Source organism: Xanthomonas axonopodis pv. maculifoliigardeniae (assembly GCF_041519315.1).
GTDB lineage: Bacteria > Pseudomonadota > Gammaproteobacteria > Xanthomonadales > Xanthomonadaceae > Xanthomonas > Xanthomonas euvesicatoria.
The window spans coordinates 2,165,330-2,183,306 of sequence record NZ_CP167998.1 but is presented as its reverse complement, the minus strand read 5'-3'; the positions used below and the strand labels follow the sequence as shown (position 1 = coordinate 2,183,306).

Genomic DNA, 17,977 nt, shown 5'->3' with positions numbered 1-17,977 from the left:
CGCAGCTGAGCTTGCCGCGCTTTGCACCTGTTCCACCCGCACGCCGGAGACGCACAAGCGCCGACAATCGATTGCAACGCCTGATCAAGCGCAAGCCTGCGCCTGCCCAGTACCGCGCCATGCAAAGCCCGGCAGGGACGACAGGTGAATCGCGCTTGCGCACCCGTGTGACCTGCGTCCTACAACACGCCAGCAACCAGCCGCGTATGCCAGTTCCTCACGCCGTCGTGCTCGCTGAAGCATTAAAGGATTACGCGTTGGCAGCCGCTAGTGATTCCAATGCGGCCTGCAACGGGGGGCTGCCAAGGCAAGCCTGAGACACCGCGCGAGGGGCGCGGACCGCATTGCCGATGCGTGGGAGACTGCAACGTCCGTGGGGTTTGAGCACCGCCAATGGAGGTCGTCGCACCGGCGTGCACCGTTTGCCGTCGTGGTGCTGTTGGCATTGCTGTCGTTGGCCGACCTGGCCGGTGCGCAAAGCGCCAGCATCCGCCGCTATGCCCACGACCAGGGCCTGCTCGGGCTTGCCGGTACCTGCCTGCTGCAGACCCGCGCCACCTTGCTGTGGGTGTGCACCGAGAGCGGGCTGTATCGCTACAACGGGCGCATCTTCCAACAGGTGCCGCTGGATGGCCTGCGCAACGAGCCCACCACCTCGATCGCCGAAACCGCCGATGGGCGGTTGTGGGTGGCCGGCTTCCAGGCACTGTTCGTCGGCGACGAGCACGGCTTCCGCAAACTGCAGCCCGATGAAGCCGAGCACCTGGGGGACCAGATGCAGCTCGCCAGCCTGCCCTGGGGCACGGTGCTGGCCAATGGCGGCACGCTGGAAATCCTGCAGGGCCGCGCCAACGATCGCTGGCACAGCGAACCGTTGCTGGACACCGCAACCCGCGTACGCGTTCCCGAGTTGTCCAAGTCGCTGAGCCTGTCGGTGGACGGCGACACGCTGTGGGTGGGCTGCGCACGCAAGCTGTGCGCCATCGATGCGCAGCGCAAGGTGCAGGTATTCGGACCCGAACACGGGGTGCCGGACGACCGGTGGTACAGCGTGTTGCGCGACCACGACGGCGGGCTGTGGGTGCGCGGTGCGGGCACCCTGCTCTATCGCGCACGCGGGGCGAGTGCCTTCAGTGTTCGCTCGCTGCCGCTGCTGGATGGCAGCACGGTCGGGCGGCCGGCGGCACTGGTGATGGACAGCGAAGGACGCGTGCTGGTGCGTCGTAACGACGGCCTGGCGCGTTGGGAAAACGGCCACTGGCGCACTTTTGGCGCGGACAATGGGCTACCGCCCGGCAGCAGCGACGCGATCCTGGTGGACCGCGATGGCGATATCTGGATGACCGTGGACGGCGAAGGTCTGGTGCGCTGGGCCGGCTACGAATGGATCGAAAACTGGGACGCCTCGCAAGGCATGCCGGCCGCGCCGACCTGGTCGATCGCCCGCGACACGCAAGGCGCACTGCTGGTCGGCAACGAGCACGGCATCGGCCGCCAGGCCGAGCCGGACAAGCGCTTCGTCCCGGCCCTGCAAAGCGCCGGGATCCAGGTCGTGGGCATGCAGCGCAGCGCAGACGGCAGCTTGTGGACGCTCAATTCGGCCGGTTTCCTGCGCCGCACCTGGCCGGATGGGCGCAGCGCGCAGATCGCCAAGTTGCCGCGCACTGCGCGCCGCCTGCTGATCGACCGCCAGAGCCGGCTATGGATGCTCAGCGCCGGCGGCTTGTTCGTGATCGAACACCCGCTCGACGGCGGCAGCATGCAGGCCGTGGCCGACGTGCCTGCCATCGCCTACACCGACATCCAGCAAACCGCCGACGGCACGCTGTGGGTTTCCAGCTCCAACGGCTTGTTTCAGCTGCGCGATGGGCGGTGGTCCAAGGTCAGGGTCAAGGTCAACGGCGGCGCGCCGGAGCCATGGATCGCCAAGTTCCATATCAGCGACAGCGGTGAGGTGTGGCTGGCGTTCTATCGCCCCGGCCTGTGGCACGGCATGTTGTTGCACGACGGCCTGGACCTGCAGGAAATCAGCGACGAGGCGCTACGCGATGTCGGCGTGTACCTGCTGCGCAGCGACAGCTTCGGCCGGGTCTGGGTGGGTCATGCGCGCGGCGTCGAAGTCTACGACGGCGAGCGCTGGGCGCATCTGTCGCAGTCGCAGGGGCTGATCTGGGATGACGTTTCCGAAGCCGCGTTCGCCGAAGATCCGGACGGTTCGGTGTGGATCGGCACCGCACGCGGGGTAAGCCACGTGAGCGACCCGGCGCGCCTGTTCGACGAACGCCAACCCAGCGTGCGCATCGACAGCGTCAGCCGCGGCGGCATGCCGGTACAGCGCGGGCAGCTGCTGGGCTGGAGCGACAAGCCGTTGCACATCGAGCTGTCGACGCTGGAGGTCTACGACGACCCCAGCCGCCTGACGGTGCGTTATCGCCTGCTCGGCCTGCACGACCAATGGATCCAGAGCGACAACCTGTCCATCGACCAGCCACCGCTGCCTTCCGGGCACTTCCGCCTGCAGGTGCAGGTGCTGGACCGCTACCGTCGCACCGCCTCGCCGATCGCCGACCTGCCCTTCGCGGTCGCGCCACTGTGGTGGCGCAGCCCGCCGGCGATCGCGCTGTATGTGTTGATCGGCGGCGGCCTGCTGATCGGCCTGTGGCGCTGGCGGCACCGCCATCTGGTGGCGCGCGAACGCATGCTGGCCGAATTGGTGTCCGAGCGCACTTACCAGCTGGAGCGCGAAAAACGCGAACTGGAAAACGCACGTGCGGCGCTGGCCTTGAAGGCCAGCCACGACGCACTGACCGGCCTGCTCAACCGCTCCGGCATCCTGGAAGCGATGGCCGAAGAACTGCAGGGCTGCGCGCACGGCGAGCATCCGCTGGCGGTGGTGTTGATCGATCTGGACCACTTCAAACAGGTCAACGACGAACATGGGCACCTGGTCGGCGATGCGGTGCTGGCCAAGGTGGGCGCGCGGCTGACCGCCTGCCTGCGCGATTCGGACAAGGTGGGCCGCTACGGCGGCGAAGAATTGCTGCTGTTGCTGCCAGGCATGAGCCAACAGAGCCAGCACCGGCTGCGCGCCATCCACGAAGCGCTCAGCATTGCGCCCTACGAGGTGGGCGCCGCACGCCCGCTGCAGGTGACCTGTTCGGTGGGCGTGTCCTGGTTCCGTGTCGGCGACACCGCCGCCTCGCTGCTGGCGCGTGCGGACGAGGCGCTGTATCGGGCCAAGCGCTCCGGCCGTAACCGGATCGAGCCGGAGGAACCGGAAAGTTCGGTGGCATGAGCCGCGCAGGCGGCCAGGCCCGGCGGGCACGCGCAGGCAGGCAGCGCACGCGTCTCATCGGCAAGCCACGGCGCGCCGGCAGTCGATGCGCGACCATGCCGTGATTGGGTACGCCGAAAGCGCACGCAGGGCGGCCGCAGGACCTTCGAGCGTGCCGTCTCTGGCGGCAACGCTGGGTTGATGGCCTTGGCCGCTTCCCCGCGCTCAAGAAGTCGGCCAAGGGGTCGCTAGGTCTTGGGCAACGCGTCTTTCGACGTGGGAAGTGGATAGGTGGTCGGAACCTACAACCCTGGCATGGTGATGCTGTCGCTGGTAGTGGCCGTGCTGGCTTCCTACACCGCGCTGTATCTGGCCGCACGCACCACTGCCAGTCGTGGCGGCATCGCAGCCGCGTGGCTGGTGGGCGGCGCCATTGCCATGGGCATCGGCATCTGGTCGATGCACTTCGTCGGCATGCTGGCGTTTCGCCTGCCGATTCCGGTCGGCTACGACCTGGCGCTGACGTGCTATTCGATGCTGGCGGCGATCCTGACCTCGGCGCTGGCGCTCTGGCTGACCTCGTGCGCGGACCTGCCGTTGCTCCGGTTGGGCCTGGGCGCGCTGTTGATGGGACTGGGCATTGCGCTGATGCATTACATGGGCATGGATGCGCTGCGCATGGTGCCGGCCATTCGCTACGACCCGCTGCTGTTCGGGCTGTCGATCGCCATCGCCATCGGCGCCTCTGCCGCCGCGTTGTGGATCGCGTTCCGGCTGCGACACGATGGGCAGCGCTCCAGCCTGCGCCTGATCGCCGCCTCGATCATGGGCGTGGCGATCGTGGGCATGCATTACACCGGCATGGCCGCCGCCCGGTTCGCGCCCGGTAGCGTGTGTGGCGCGGTGGCCGATACGCATTTGCCGTTGTCGTGGCTGACGGCGGTGGTGGTGCTGGTGACCTTGGTCCTGCTGATGCTGGCGCTGGTCATTTCGTTGCTGTCGCGCCGCTTTCAGCAGCGCACCGATGTGCTGGCGCAGTCGCTGGCCAAGGCCAATGCCGAACTGGCACTGGCCACGCTGCACGACCCACTCACCCGGCTGCCGAACCGCATCCTGCTGCACGAGCATCTCGTGCAGAACATCGAACGCGCCCAGCGCCAGGGGCAGCGCTTTGCGGTGATGCTGATCAACCTGGACGGGTTCAAGGTGATCAACGACGGCTATGGTCATGCGTTGGGCGACCGCCTGCTGGTGGTGGTGGCCGAGCGCTTGAACGCGCATCGGCGCGCGCATGGCAGCCTGGCGCGGCTGGGCGCAGACGAATTCGTGCTGGTGGCCGACATCGCCGACCCGGAAGATGCCGCTGCGCTGGCCGCGCACTTGGTGCAGGCGCTGGCGGTGCCGTTCCTGGTGGCCAACCACGAGCTGCGCCTGAGCAGCAGCATTGGCATTGCGCTGTACCCGGAAGACGCCGGTAGCGAGCACCAGCTGCTGACGCATGCCGATGCGGCAATGACCCATGCCAAACATGCCGGCCGCAACCGCTACAGCTTTTTCGAACGCTCGATGACGGCCACCACCCGCGACCGCCTGCAGCTGCTGCAGGAACTGCCGCGCGCGCTGGAACTGGGGCAGTTCGTGCTGCATTACCAGCCCAAGTACTGCGCCGAGGACGGCCGCCCGATCGGCGCCGAAGCGCTGATCCGCTGGCAGCACCCCGAGCGCGGCCTGGTGCCGCCGGACAGCTTCATTCCGCTGGCCGAACGCAGCGGCATGATCGGCCTGCTCGGCAGCTGGGTGCTGCGGCAGGCCTGCCGCCAGATGCGCGACTGGCGGCAGGCCGGGCACGGCGACTGGCGGGTGGCGGTCAACCTGTCGGCCCTCCAGCTGGCCTCGCCCAGCCTGCTGGACGAAGTGGCCACCACGCTGAGCGAATATGCGCTGGCCCCTGGCCAGCTCACCCTGGAAATCACCGAAACCATGGCCATGCGCGACGCCGAGGCCTGCCTGCGCACCCTGGGCCAGCTCAACGCGCTGGGCGTGCGTATCGCCATCGACGACTTCGGCACCGGCTATTCCAACCTGCTCTACCTGCGCAAGCTGCCGGCGCACGAGCTCAAGATCGACCGCAGTTTCGTCCAGGCCATGGACGGCAGCGCCGAAGACATCGCCATCGTGGCGGCCGTGGTCGCGCTGGCGCACACCATGCGCCTGCAGGTGGTGGCCGAAGGCGTGGAAACCCTCGCCCAGCGCAACACCCTGGAACGGCTGGGCTGCGACCAGCTGCAAGGCTACCTGCTGGGCCGGCCGATGGACGCCGAACGCTTCATCGCCACCGTGGTCGCCCAGCGCGACGGCCCGCGCCGCCTGGTCAGCTGAGCCGCTTGCTGCAGCCCCGGCGTCTGGCCTACGGTGCAACCCGCAGCCACCGCTTTTCCGAATCCCGAATCCCGAATCCCGAATCCCGATTCCCGATTCCCAGCTCCACAAACTGGAACGCCGCTTGCATCGGTTGGATTAATCCCCCACCGGCACCTCCATGTCCGAGTCCGAAGACGGCGGCGAGCGTACAGAGCTTCCCACCGAAAAACGCCTACGCGAGGCCCGTGAGCAGGGCAACATCCCGCAATCGCGCGAGTTGTCGACCGCAGCGGTGTTCGGTGCCGGCGTATTCGCGCTGATGGTGCTGGCCCGCGGCATCGGCGATGGCGCTGCGGTGTGGATGAAGACCGCGCTCAGCCCGGACCCGAAGCTGCGCGAGACCCCGATGGCGCTGTTCGGCCATTTCGGCGATCTGCTGCTGCAGTTGCTGTGGGTGATGCTGCCGCTGATCGGCATCTGCCTGGCTGCCGGGCTGGCCGGCCCGCTGATGATGAGCGGCCTGCGCTTTTCCGGCAAAGCCATCATGCCCGACCTCAGCAAGCTCAACCCCGCCAACGGGATCAAGCGCATGTGGGGCAGCAACAGCCTGGCTGAGCTGATCAAGTCGGTGCTGCGCCTGCTGTTTGTCGGGCTGGCCGCCAGCTTCTGCATTTCCAAGGGCCTGCACGGCCTGCGCTCGCTGGTGAACCAGCCGCTGGAACAGGCCATCGGCAACGGGCTGGACTTCACCAAGAGCCTGCTGTTCTACACCGCCGGCGCGCTGGTGCTGCTGGCCGCCATCGACGCGCCGTACCAGAAGTGGAACTGGCTGCGGAAGCTGAAGATGACGCGCGAAGAGATCAAGCGCGAGATGAAGGAAAGCGAGGGCAGCCCGGAAGTGAAGGGCCGCATCCGCCAGATGCAGATGCAGATGTCGCAGCGCCAGATGATGGAAGCGGTGCCCAAGGCCGATGTGGTGCTGATGAATCCGACCCACTACGCGGTGGCGCTCAAGTACGAAGGCGGCAAGATGCGCGCCCCGATCGTGGTGGCCAAGGGGGTGGACGAAATGGCCTTCCGCATCCGCGAAGCCGGCGAGCAGCACCGGGTGGCGATCGTCACTGCCCCGCCTTTGGCACGCGCCTTGTATAGGGAAGCGCAAATCGGCAAGGAAATTCCCGTGAGACTCTATTCGGTCGTGGCCCAGGTGCTCTCCTACGTCTACCAGCTGCGTGGCTGGAACGGCGGCCCGATGCCGGAATTGCCGTCGCTCGAGGTGGATGAGTTCGGCAAGGGAGCCAACGCATGAGCGCCCGCCCTGCCCCGATGAATGCCCGCCGCGTCATGGAGTTGCTGCGCAACGGCCTGGGCGCCCCGCTGGCGTTGATGGCCATGCTGGCCATGCTGATGGTGCCGCTGGCCGCGCCGGTGCTGGATGCGCTGTTCACCTTCAACATCGCCATCTCGCTGATGGTGCTGCTGGCGGTGGTGTACGTGCAGCGCCCGCTGGAATTCACCATTTTCCCGATCGTGCTGTTGATGACCACGATGCTGCGGCTGGCGCTGAACGTCGCCTCCAGCCGCGTGATCCTGATCAACGGCCAGGACGGTCACGCCGCCGCCGGCAAGGTCATCGAGGCCTTCGGCCAGTTCGTGATCGGCGGCAATTACGCCGTGGGTATCGTGGTGTTCGCGATCCTGACCATCATCAACTTCGTGGTCATCACCAAGGGTGCCGGACGCGTGTCGGAAGTGACCGCGCGCTTCATCCTGGACGCCATGCCCGGCAAGCAGATGGCCATCGACGCCGACCTCAACGCCGGTTTGCTGACGCGCGAGGAGGCCAAGGCCCGCCGCGAGGAAGTGCGCGAGGAAGCCGACTTCTACGGTGCGATGGACGGTGCCAACAAGTTCATCCGCGGCGACGCCATCGCCGCCATCCTGATCCTGTTCATCAACCTCATCGGCGGCATGGCGGTGGGCATGCTCCAGCACGGCATGAGCTTCATGGATGTAGCCACCGCAGAAATCTATTCCGATCGCGAACTGGCACTGGACCCGGGCGGTGCGCTCGGCCAGCTCGACGGCATCCCCGGCAAGGACCCGGCATTCGGCCTGGACGCCACCTGGATCCAGCCGCACCAGCGCGCCTATGCCGAATCGATGGGCTACACCGTGGTCGACCCGGCGACCGTGGTCGCCACCCACCTGTCGCACCTGATCCGCGAGCATGCGCCCGAACTGCTCGGCCATGAAGAAGTGCAGCAGTTGCTGGCCACGCTGGCCAAGACCGCGCCGAAGATGGTCGAAGACCTCACCCCGAAGGCACTGCCGCTGTCGGTGGTGGTGCGCGTGCTGCAGAACCTGCTGATCGAGAAGATTCCGGTACGGCAACTGCGCAAGATTGTCGAAGCGCTGGTCGAACACGCCCCGCATAGCCAGGACCCGGCCACCCTCACCGCCGCGGTGCGTACCTCGCTGGGCCGCTTCATCGTGCAGGAGATCGCCGGCATGTCGGCCGAGCTGCCGGTGTTCACCCTGGCCCCGCAGCTGGAGCGCGTCCTGCAGGAATCCACCCATGGCAACGGCGTGGCGCTGGAGCCCGGGCTGGCCGAACGCCTGCACCAGAGCCTGGCCGATTGCGTGGGCAAGCAGGAAGCCCGCAACGAACCGGCGGTGGTGCTGGTGCCCGGCCAGGTGCGCGCCGCACTGGCCCGTCTGGTGCGCCACAGCGTGCCCAGCCTGTCGGTGCTGGCCTACAGCGAAGTGCCAGAAGACAAGCGCCTGAAGCTGGTAGGCACGATCAGCTGAGACCGCTCAACCACCCGTCGCTTGCCGGGATGGCCGGTCGCGCCCGGGTGCGCTCCTACGACATCCAAGGCGATCGGGAAATATGCCATCCGCCCCGACACCACCGTAGGAGCGCACCTGGGCGCGACCGCCTTTACCGGACAGCCCGTCGCGCCCAAGTGCGCTTCTACCCAGTCATTCCCGCGCCCGGCCGACATGCCAGCCAGCGATGGATACCTGCCGCAACCGACCACCGCACCCGGCGTCGGAAAGCCGCCACCGGCCCGGACCTCCAATCGATTGCGTGGCGCTGGCCGCTGCGAGGCACTCCCGATGCGCCCGGCCGGACGTCCGGCCTGCGAGTGCAGCGGTCCGCAGAAAGACGCCAGCGCCGCGCCGCCCCGGAAAAACGTCAATAAATTCAGTGACTTGACGCCTTCCAACCGGACCAGACGCACAGCGCCCACCCCGCCCTGATGCTCCGGCGCCCCGCGCCGGAACCCTGGCACCGCGTTTTGGCACACCGCATGCATTAGCTCTGCCGAGACCACAGCCAGCACCACCGCTGCGGAACTGGACGAACGAACGGGACAGGCAACTCATGACGCTGGCAACACACCCACATTCATCGCACACCCGTCCGGCGTCCGGCGGGTCCCGTTCCTGGAGGCACTTCGTATGAAAATCAAACGCTTTGTCGCCCCGGACATGCGCACCGCATTCCGCATGGTGCGTGAAGAACACGGCCCGGACGCGGTGATCCTGTCCAACCGTCGCACCGCCGAAGGCATCGAGATCGTCGCTGCCAGCAATTACGACGAAGAGCTCGTGCAGCGCGCCCTGGAAACCGCGCGCTCCGACACCCCGGCCCCCGCACAGCACCAGCAGGCTCCCGCTCAGCCGGCGCCTGCCTCGCAAGCCCCGGCCAAGCCCGCTGCACCGGTGCACGCCCTGCTCAAGCCGTCTGCCGACGCCGAGGCAAGCCAGCGCCAGCGCGTCGCCAGCGCCGCCGACGACATGATTGCCGCCATGGCGCTGCGCCAGCCGGTCAGCGTGCCGCGCCAGGCGCCGGTCGCCGCGCCGGTGCGTACCGCCAGCATCCCTTCGCCCGCTGCCCAGGCACTCGCCCACGCGGTTGCCGTCACCGCCGCGCCGCGCCAGGAACACGCGCTGTCGGCCGTGCCGGAACAGTTGTTCGCCGACTTTTTGACCACTGCACCGGTGCAGCGCCCGGCCGTCCCGGCCACGGCGGTGCAGGCGCCCGCGCCGGTCGCGGCGGCAACGGTCACCGCCCCGGCGTTTGCTGCCGCAGGCCAGGACGACGACGCCTTCGCCGACGAAGCCGACTTCGATCTGGACGACGCCCTTCCGCAGATCCTGCCGCCGGCCGCGCTGCCGCCGATCGTGGTCGCCCCGCCCGCCCCCGCTGCGCTGGCCGCCGTGCCGGTTGCCGCCACGCCCGCACCGCAGAACGACGAAGAACTCAAGCAGCTGCGCGGCGAACTGGCGCTGATGCGGCAGATGATCGAGCGCGAAATGAACCGCCTCACCGACGAGCGCCTGCGTGGCTCGCCGGTGCGCGCCCAGGCGCTGGAACTGATGGACGACTACGGTTTCGATGCCGGCCTGACCCGCGATATCGCCCTGCAGATCCCGGCCGATACCGAATTGCACCGTGGCCGCGGCCTGATGCTGGGCCTGCTGTCCAAGCGGCTGCCGGTGGCCCCGGTCGACCCGCTGGAACGTGGCGGCGTCATCGCCCTGGTCGGCCCGACCGGCGCCGGCAAGACCACCACCATCGCCAAGCTCGCCCAGCGCTTTGCCGCCCAGCACGCCCCGCGCGACGTGGCCCTGGTCACCACCGACACCCAGCGCGTGGGCGGCCGCGAACAGCTGCACAGCTACGGCCGCCAGCTCGGCATCGCGGTGCACGAGGCCGACAGCGCCGAAAGCCTGCTGGACCTGCTCGAGCGCCTGCGCGACTACAAGCTGGTGCTGATCGACACCGCCGGCATGGGCCAGCGCGACCGCGCCCTGGCCGCCCAGCTGAACTGGCTGCGTGCCGCCCAGCAGGTCACCTCGCTGCTGGTACTGCCTGCCAACGCCCATTTTTCCGACCTCGACGAGGTCGTACGCCGCTTCGCCCACGCCAAGCCCCAAGGCGTGGTGCTGACCAAACTCGACGAGACCGGCCGCTTCGGCAGCGCCTTGTCGGTGGTGGTCGACCACCAAATGCCCATCACCTGGGTGACTGACGGACAGCGGGTCCCTGACGACCTGCACCGCGCCAATGCCGCCAGTCTCGTTCTTCGCCTTGAAGATTTGCGGCGCGCTGCCGATAAGCCCTGTACTCCGGAGCACAACCATGCAGTCGCGTGAATACGCCAAGCTGACCAACGCCTTCCCCCTGTCGGCGACCCGTCCCGAGCCTTTGGGCCCGGTGCGCACCATTGCCGTGACCGGTGGCAAGGGCGGCGTGGGGAAAACCAACATCTCCGCCAACCTGGCCGTGGCGCTTGCCGACATGGGCAAACGCACGCTGCTGCTGGACGCCGACCTCGGCCTGGCCAACCTGGACGTGGTGCTGGGCCTGGCGCCCAAGTACACCCTGGCCGACCTGATTGCCGGCCGTTGCACGCTCGATGAAGTCATCATCGAAGGCCCCGGCGGCGTGCTGGTGGTGCCGGCCGCCTCCGGTCGCCGCCACATGGCCGAACTGGCCCCGGCCCAACACATCGGCCTGGTCAACGTGTTCTCCGAACTGGAACGCGACCTGGACGTGATGGTCATCGATACCGCCGCCGGCATCACCGACAGCGTGCTGACCTTCTGCCAGGCCGCCCAGGACACCGTGGTGGTGGTCTGCGACGAGCCGGCCTCGATCACCGACGCCTACGCGCTGATCAAGGTGCTCTCGCGCGAACGCGGCGTGGACCGCCTGCAGATCATCGCCAACATGGTGCGCGACCCCAACGAAGGTCGCTTGCTGTACGACAAGCTCTCGCGCGTGTGCGAAAAGTTCCTCGGCGATGTGTCGCTGAACTATCTCGGCCATGTGCCGCAGGACGACTGGCTGCGCCTGTCGGTGCAGCGCCAGCAACCGGTCATCAAGGCCTACCCCGCCAGTCCGTCGGCGCAGGCCATCGCCGAAATCGCACGCCGTACCTCGCGCTGGCAGGCCCCGACCGTGCCGCGCGGCAACGTCGAGTTCTTTGTCGAACGCATCATCCAACGGGGAGTGGCCGCATGAGCACCGCTACCGCAACCACGGCCAGCGCGCAGTACCGCGCCGTGCAGCGCAACAACGCCAACGACGTGGTGACCCAGCACGCCGACCTGGTCCGCCGCATCGCCCACCATCTGGCGGCGCGCCTGCCGGCCAGCGTGGAAGTGGACGACCTGATCCAGGCCGGCATGATCGGCCTGATCGAAGCCTCGCGCAGCTACGACTCCGAACAGGGCGCTTCGTTCGAAACCTATGCCTCGATCCGCATCCGCGGCTCGATGATCGACGAGATTCGCAGGGGCGACTGGGTGCCGCGTTCGGTGCACCGCCGCGCCCGCGACGCTGCCGCCGCCGTGCGCAAGATCGAACAGAACACCGGCCGCGCCGCCGCCGCCACCGAAGTGGCCGCCGCCATGGAAATGCCGCTGCCCGATTACCTGCGTCTGATGGAAGATGCCGCACGTGGCCAGGTGCTGAGCCTGGAATCGCGCATCGAAGATCACGGCGAGCTGGACACCACCGCCAAGGGTGGCCCCAACCCGCAGCAGATGATGGAGCGTGGCGAATTCGGCCGCGAGCTGGGCAAGGCCATCGGCCAATTGCCCGAGCGCGAGCAGCTGGTGCTGTCGCTGTACTACGAACAGGAATTGAACCTGAAGGAAATCGGCGCCGTGCTGGGCGTCAGCGAATCGCGCGTGTGCCAGATCCATGGCCAGGCGGTGGTGCGTTTGCGTGGCCGCCTCAAGGTCTTCGAACTGGCCGATGCCGGCGTCGAAGTCGACGACTGAATTTTTCGCGTAATTTTTCGTGTTAGGAGCTTGATGTGAACAAGAACATGCGGATCCTGATCGTGGACGACTTCTCGACGATGCGACGTATCGTCAAGAATCTGTTGGGCGATCTCGGCTTCACCAACACCGCAGAGGCCGAAGACGGCAACAGCGCCCTGGCGGCGTTGCGTGCCGGCCCGTTCGATTTCGTGGTCACCGACTGGAACATGCCCGGCATGACCGGCATCGACCTGCTGCGCAACATCCGCGCCGACGCCAAGCTCAAGCACCTGCCGGTGATGATGGTGACCGCCGAAGCCAAGCGCGAGCAGATCATCGAAGCGGCCCAGTGCGGCGTGAACGGCTACATCATCAAGCCGTTTACCGCCCAGACGCTGGAAGAAAAGTTGGGCAAGGTGTTCGAACGTCTGGCGGCGACCGCCTGATGAACGCGACCATGGAAACCGATGCCGAACGTGCCGCGTTGATCGAGCGCCTGCAGAACGCACTCGATGCACTGGAAAGCGGTGACCAGGTCGCCTGGCGTCGCGAGGTGGATCATCTCGCCGCCCTGCGCACGCGCCCGATGATGCAGAGCCTGAGCCGGCTCGCCCGCGAACTCGGCCAGGCGCTGGGCGAGCTGCCCACCATCCCCGAAGAAGCCGGCGAACTGGACGATGCCTGTTCGCGCCTGGACCACGTGGTGGAAATGACCGAAAAGGCCAGCCATCGCACGCTGGATCTGGTCGAAGAATGCCGCGAGCTGGCCAACCAGCTGCGCAACGGCGGGCTCAATCAGGACCAGGGCGCGCTGCTGGAAAAGATGCGCCACAACCTCACCGAGCTGTCGCTGGCGCAGAGCTACCAGGACCTGAGCGGCCAGATCATCCGGCGCGTGGCCGGTATCGTGCGGCGCGTGCATGAAGGCTTCGGTGCGCTCGGCCTGCCGCCGAAGAACATCGAACCGAAGAAAGACGACGGCGGTCTTGCCGGTCCTGCAGTCAAGGGCCTGGACCGTCACGCGGTGTCGCAGGACGATGCCGACGACCTGCTGTCCGGATTGGGGCTGTAACCATGAGTGCTGTTCCAGACGATATTGCTGCCGATTTCATCGTCGAGGCCCAGGAAATCCTGGATCGCCTCGGCGAACAGCTGGTCTCGCTGGAACAGGCGCCAGAAGAAGCCGACCAGCTCAACGCGGTGTTCCGCGGCTTCCACACGCTCAAGGGCGGCGCCGGCTTTCTGGCGATCAAGCCCATGGTGGAGCTGTGCCACGCCGCTGAAGAAACCCTAGGCATGGCGCGCTCGGGCCAGGCGGTGCTGCAGGCGCATCACTTCGATGCCGCGCAACAATCGCTGGATTATCTGCAGGCCATGCTGGATGCCATGGGCTCGGGCGAAGCCGTGCCGCACGCACCGGCCACGTTGATCGCGCAGTTCGACGCCAAGAGCGCCCCGCCGGCGGTCAAGGCCGCGCCGCAGGCGGCCGCGGCCAAGCCGGCTGCCGCCGCACACGGCGACGATGCGCATGCGCCCGCCCCCAAGGCGGCCGGCAAGGGCGCCGCCAAGACCGGCGCCGAAGCCGAACAGACCGTGCGCGTGGACACCAAGCGCCTGGACGCCATCGTCAACCTGATCGGCGAACTGGTGCTCTCGCGCAACCGGCTGAAGACCTTGCGCACCCGCCTGCGCGACGAAGAACTGGACCGCGCAGTCAGCACCCTGGATATCGCCACCGCACGCTTGCAGACCGCGGTCATGCGCACCCGCATGCAACCGGTGAGCAAGGTGTTCGCACGCTTCCCCAAGGTGGCCCGCGATGTGGCGCGCACCTTGTCCAAGGAAGTGGAGCTGGAACTGATCGGCGCCGAAACCGAGCTCGATCGTAATCTGGTCGAAGCCCTCGCCGACCCGTTAGTGCACCTGGTGCGCAACGCAATCGACCACGGCATCGAATCGCCTGCCCTGCGCGAAGCCACCGGCAAACCGCGCAGCGGCCATGTGCGCCTGTCGGCGCAGCAGGAAGGCGACTACGTCAGCATCGAAATCCAGGACGACGGCGCCGGCATCGACCCGGAGCGCCTGCGCGAAATCGCCCGCAACAAGGGCCTGATCGACGCCGAAGCCGCCGCGCGCCTGAGCACCGACGAGTGCTTGCATCTGATCTTCATGCCGGGCTTCTCGACCAAGGTGGAAGTCACCGACATCTCCGGCCGTGGCGTGGGCATGGACGTGGTGCAGTCGCGTATCCGCGAACTCAGCGGGCAGATCCAGATCCAGTCCGAACTGGGCCGCGGCAGCCGCTTCATGATCCGCGTGCCGTTGACCCTGGCGATTCTGCCGACCCTGCTGGTGCAGGCCGGCGAAGCGGTCTACGCATTGCCGCTGGCGCGCGTGGTGGAAGTGCTGCATGCACCGCAGACCTCGCTGGGCTGGTTCGACGGCCGCGCCGTGCTGGACCGCCGCTCGCACACCCTGCCGCTGATCGACCTGCGCCGCTGGCTGGGCGTACCGGCCGAACAACCGCCGCTGCTGACCGTGGTGCTGCTGCAGGCCGGCGAAACCCGCTTCGGCCTGGTGGTGGACCAGGTCCGCGGCCGCGAGGAAGTGGTGATCAAACCACTCCCTCGCGCCCTGCGCGGCCTGCCCGGCTACGCCGGCGCCACCCTGATCGGCGACGGCCGCATGGCGCTGATCCTGGATGTGGATGGATTGCGCTCCAGCGATCATTGAGGTTCGGGATTCGGGATTCGGGATTGGGAGAAGCGGGAATCGGGAATCGGGAATCGGGAATCGTCAAAACGATCCTTGTTGCCTGATCTAACGACAACGGCCGCGTACTGCGGCCGTTGTCTTTTCACTACCAGCCTCGCTGCCGATCTACGCCGCTACACACGGCGGTAAGTTGGTGTGCTGGTCTAATGCTCGTAAGACACCTCGATGGGGATGATGCTCTGCCACGAGCACACGTTGGATACGACGAAGAACCGTGGGACCGTCGATATCGCTTTCAAACAGCAGGTCATGCAGGTGGCACACATGATCCGAGAGCCGAACCATCGCGCCCATAGCGCCGCGTGGCAGGCATGGCCGCGTTGGTTTAGCGACGGCCACGTTGCACTGGAAGTGAACCTGAAACCGCTATTCATAACCGCTATTACTACAAGGTGAAAAGGGGCGGATTCTTGCAATAGCCCCCAGACAAATTGCACCAAGCCTCACACCATCCGGTGTTGAGGTGCGATCAATTGCTCTCGCTGCTGCTCCTGCTGCTGGGATTGCTGTTGGCGCTGCGTTTCGCCCAAGGCCTGCAATTGCGCTAAGGATTGCTCGACAGGCTGCGCAATCGCATCGCTCGTCTTCATATGCGCCATCTTGTGAGCGGGGTCGTTCAACGCGCCTTCCACCACAAAGACGTTCTCGCCTTGTCGCACGGATTTTGTGTTCTCGCTCAGTACGACATGATCGATTCGCGACAGCCCGTTTTCCTTTGCAAGATATGCACTGCTTGCCGCAAGGCGGGCGCTGTTGTCGTCGTACTCTCGACCGAGGCCTTGCTCGAGGCGACGAACGGCTTCTTCTGCTTCGCGATGGAGCGGGTCTTGGGATAGCGATGCCAGCTGATATCTCCCGCTTTCCGAGATTTGGACGGCACCTTGCTCCGTCTGCGATGCACCGCGCTCGTGCTGAACACGCGCCTGGCTGAGTTCGATGCCTAGGCTTCCTGACTGAAAGTTCTGCACCGTTACCGATTGTCCTCGTTCGTTACCAATCAATAGATCGGCGCCTTGGATACGGTAAGTAGTTTGACCATCTGCACTACGAAACACTCCCTCTGGATCATCAGCTTGCCGGGTGCCTCCAGTCAGTCGCTGGCCATCCCAAAACAGCTGCCCACTGCGGTCCGCATCCTGCACTACATCCCCATCGTCAACGACGTAGGTATCATTACCAGCCCCACCACGTAGCATGTCATGGCCCGGCCCACCTATCAGGACGTCGTTACCCTGCCCGCCAATCAGGGTGTCATTACCTCCGCCTCCTAGCAGCAGATCGTTATTGCTGACCTCTGCGCCGTTCCTCCGGCGGGTCGCATCGATTGTCGAAGCGTGATCGGCATCCACGGCAACGCGCGTAGAATCTCGCCCCGCATCTACGTGGATCGAGCCCGCGTTGAATGCCTCGTTGCTCAAGCGATCTGCAATTTCAGGATGCTGCTCACGCAAGTCAGAAAGCAGGCGCAAACGCGCTGGGTCCAACGACTGCGCAAGGGTTTGCACATTACCTCGCCCTTCCAGCAAGGTTGCATAGTCCCGATTCGCCTCCGCAATCAAGTTACGCTGACCAGGATTTCCGTCAATATCCACACCCCAGCGAGCTTCGTCACGATTGATGCGCTCGCGATGTTGCTGATACATCTGGTAAGTAGACAGCGCCTCGTCGCTTGTGACGTTGTTTGGATCGTTGTAAAGGCCAAAGAGTTCGGACTCCAGTACACGACGCTTGCGAAGACCCGCTTCCGCAGCAGCATTGCTTCCCCAGGCGTTGTAGCGCATCTCAAACCAAGCCTCGGAGCGATCTCCGGCCACTACAGCATCCCGAAATGCCTGCATGTTGGCGTTATACGAACCCGCGCCACGGTTGTAAACCAGAGACACAAGCGCCGCGCGCTCTTGTGACATTGGCATGTTCAACGCATTGATCGGCCGCTCGTACTCAGGCATGGATGCAGCTAGTAGCCGATCTCCTTCGGCAGCATTGAGCGTACGATCAAACTGCAGACCCAGCCTCGTGCGGTCCCCGGGGGCTGCAGCATCGATCGCTGCCAATTGACTGCGCTGTGCATCCGAGAGGTCGATGCCTGACTCAGCCCAGATTGCAGCATTGTTTGAACGATTGAATGTATAGCCATAGCCAATCGTGGCCCGACCATCGCCGACATCCTGGGAGCGAGCGTGCAAGCTTTCAGTGAGCTTGACCAGATCACCGGTGAGCGCGTTGTACTGCTCTTGGGTAAGCTCGCGATAGTTGATAGGCATCCCTGATCTCCTTATCCAAAACTACATTAAATTAGAGTAATCTCCGATCTGATTGCAGATCTCTGCAGGCGGATTACCCACCCTCACGACTCTCCGCTTTCCTTCTGCGGCCTTTTCCTTTGGCGCGACGATACGGTAAACAAGATACAACCCTTCTTTCGTCTCCCAGAGGCCAAACGTGGACATCTCCGAGAAGCGATAACTTGCTCCATCTAACTGGACTGCCTCAAAGCTACATTCCGCATATGAGCCCCATCCACAACTAGCATCCAAGCGCTTCAACCCGCCTCGACCGCCAAGATCAAAGCGATAAGAACGCCCGCTATCATCTTCGGAGACCTGTGGATTGACTTGTATGGCTTGCGTCGAACCTGCGCCTCCCCAACCACGGGACTGCTCACAAAGCGAGGCGCCGGATGGAGCACTCATGTCTGCGCCCGCGGATACCACCGTACATCCTGTGATGAAGAAGAGCGCAAGCGCCGCCCAGCCAACAGACTTTATTTTCATGAAAACT

Annotated in this window: 11 protein-coding genes and 2 pseudogenes; 10 read left to right on the top strand and 3 right to left on the bottom strand. The window is 65.7% G+C overall.

Annotated elements, in window-relative coordinates; translation table 11 throughout:
• Window positions 1-373: 373 nt before the first annotated feature.
• From ACDH77_RS09525 to ACDH77_RS09480, 10 genes are all read left to right on the top strand, one after another.
• Window positions 374-3,295: a diguanylate cyclase gene (locus ACDH77_RS09525; RefSeq protein ID WP_372353853.1), complete on the top strand. Its 2,922-nt coding sequence runs from the start codon at window positions 374-376 to the stop codon at window positions 3,293-3,295.
• A gap of 270 nt (window positions 3,296-3,565) precedes the next feature.
• A complete protein-coding gene (locus ACDH77_RS09520) occupies window positions 3,566-5,653 on the top strand; it encodes a putative bifunctional diguanylate cyclase/phosphodiesterase (protein WP_372353852.1) in 2,088 nt (695 codons plus the stop codon).
• 160 nt (window positions 5,654-5,813) lie between these two features.
• Window positions 5,814-6,944: a flagellar biosynthesis protein FlhB gene (gene flhB, locus ACDH77_RS09515; RefSeq protein ID WP_005917698.1), complete on the top strand. Its 1,131-nt coding sequence runs from the start codon at window positions 5,814-5,816 to the stop codon at window positions 6,942-6,944.
• Between the two features lie 17 nt (window positions 6,945-6,961).
• Window positions 6,962-8,446, top strand: a complete 1,485-nt coding sequence (locus tag ACDH77_RS09510; RefSeq protein WP_372371873.1) for a flagellar biosynthesis protein FlhA — start codon at window positions 6,962-6,964, stop codon at window positions 8,444-8,446.
• A gap of 657 nt (window positions 8,447-9,103) precedes the next feature.
• Entirely contained in the window at window positions 9,104-10,804 is a 1,701-nt protein-coding gene (flhF, locus tag ACDH77_RS09505) for a flagellar biosynthesis protein FlhF (RefSeq protein WP_372353851.1), read from the top strand.
• On the top strand, window positions 10,791-11,675 hold the full coding sequence (locus tag ACDH77_RS09500) for a MinD/ParA family protein (protein ID WP_005918202.1): 885 nt from the start codon (window positions 10,791-10,793) through the stop codon (window positions 11,673-11,675). Before flhF ends, ACDH77_RS09500 begins: the two co-directional genes overlap by 14 nt.
• Window positions 11,672-12,439: an RNA polymerase sigma factor FliA gene (locus tag ACDH77_RS09495; RefSeq protein WP_008576048.1), complete on the top strand. Its 768-nt coding sequence runs from the start codon at window positions 11,672-11,674 to the stop codon at window positions 12,437-12,439. The genes ACDH77_RS09500 and ACDH77_RS09495 overlap by 4 nt, the downstream gene beginning before the upstream one ends.
• 35 nt (window positions 12,440-12,474) lie before the next feature.
• Window positions 12,475-12,867, top strand: coding sequence for a chemotaxis response regulator CheY (cheY, locus tag ACDH77_RS09490; RefSeq protein ID WP_002813536.1), 393 nt, complete (start codon window positions 12,475-12,477; stop codon window positions 12,865-12,867).
• Window positions 12,867-13,493 carry a protein phosphatase CheZ gene (locus ACDH77_RS09485; protein WP_005918195.1) on the top strand — a complete coding sequence of 209 codons (627 nt, stop codon included), beginning with the start codon at window positions 12,867-12,869 and terminating at the stop codon, window positions 13,491-13,493. The genes cheY and ACDH77_RS09485 overlap by 1 nt, the downstream gene beginning before the upstream one ends.
• 2 nt (window positions 13,494-13,495) lie before the next feature.
• Window positions 13,496-15,154, top strand: coding sequence for a chemotaxis protein CheA (locus tag ACDH77_RS09480; protein ID WP_029819341.1), 1,659 nt, complete (start codon window positions 13,496-13,498; stop codon window positions 15,152-15,154).
• A 485-nt stretch (window positions 15,155-15,639) separates the two neighbouring features.
• On the opposite strand, the pseudogene ACDH77_RS09475 reads toward ACDH77_RS09480, so the two are convergent.
• From ACDH77_RS09475 to ACDH77_RS09465, 3 genes and pseudogenes are all read right to left on the bottom strand, one after another.
• Window positions 15,640-16,032 (bottom strand): annotated as a pseudogene (locus ACDH77_RS09475) (XVIPCD domain-containing protein); the annotation flags it as partial.
• A gap of 378 nt (window positions 16,033-16,410) precedes the next feature.
• A pseudogene (locus tag ACDH77_RS09470) lies at window positions 16,411-17,460 on the bottom strand (glycoside hydrolase family protein); the annotation flags it as partial.
• 21 nt (window positions 17,461-17,481) lie between these two features.
• The gene (locus tag ACDH77_RS09465) at window positions 17,482-17,970 is read right to left on the bottom strand and encodes a hypothetical protein (protein WP_228729055.1); all 489 of its coding nucleotides are present in this window, start codon (window positions 17,968-17,970) and stop codon (window positions 17,482-17,484) included.
• Window positions 17,971-17,977 lie beyond the last annotated feature (7 nt).

Bases quoted from the DNA above. Each gene is read 5' to 3' on its own strand.
- flhB (WP_005917698.1), top strand. From the start codon at position 5,814: ATGTCCGAGTCCGAAGACGGCGGCGAGCGTACAGAGCTTCCCACCGAA.
- ACDH77_RS09510 (WP_372371873.1), top strand. From the start codon at position 6,962: ATGAATGCCCGCCGCGTCATGGAGTTGCTGCGCAACGGCCTGGGCGCC.
- flhF (WP_372353851.1), top strand. From the start codon at position 9,104: ATGAAAATCAAACGCTTTGTCGCCCCGGACATGCGCACCGCATTCCGC.
- ACDH77_RS09500 (WP_005918202.1), top strand. From the start codon at position 10,791: ATGCAGTCGCGTGAATACGCCAAGCTGACCAACGCCTTCCCCCTGTCG.
- ACDH77_RS09495 (WP_008576048.1), top strand. From the start codon at position 11,672: ATGAGCACCGCTACCGCAACCACGGCCAGCGCGCAGTACCGCGCCGTG.
- ACDH77_RS09485 (WP_005918195.1), top strand. From the start codon at position 12,867: ATGAACGCGACCATGGAAACCGATGCCGAACGTGCCGCGTTGATCGAG.
- ACDH77_RS09480 (WP_029819341.1), top strand. From the start codon at position 13,496: ATGAGTGCTGTTCCAGACGATATTGCTGCCGATTTCATCGTCGAGGCC.
- ACDH77_RS09465 (WP_228729055.1), bottom strand. From the start codon at position 17,970: ATGAAAATAAAGTCTGTTGGCTGGGCGGCGCTTGCGCTCTTCTTCATC.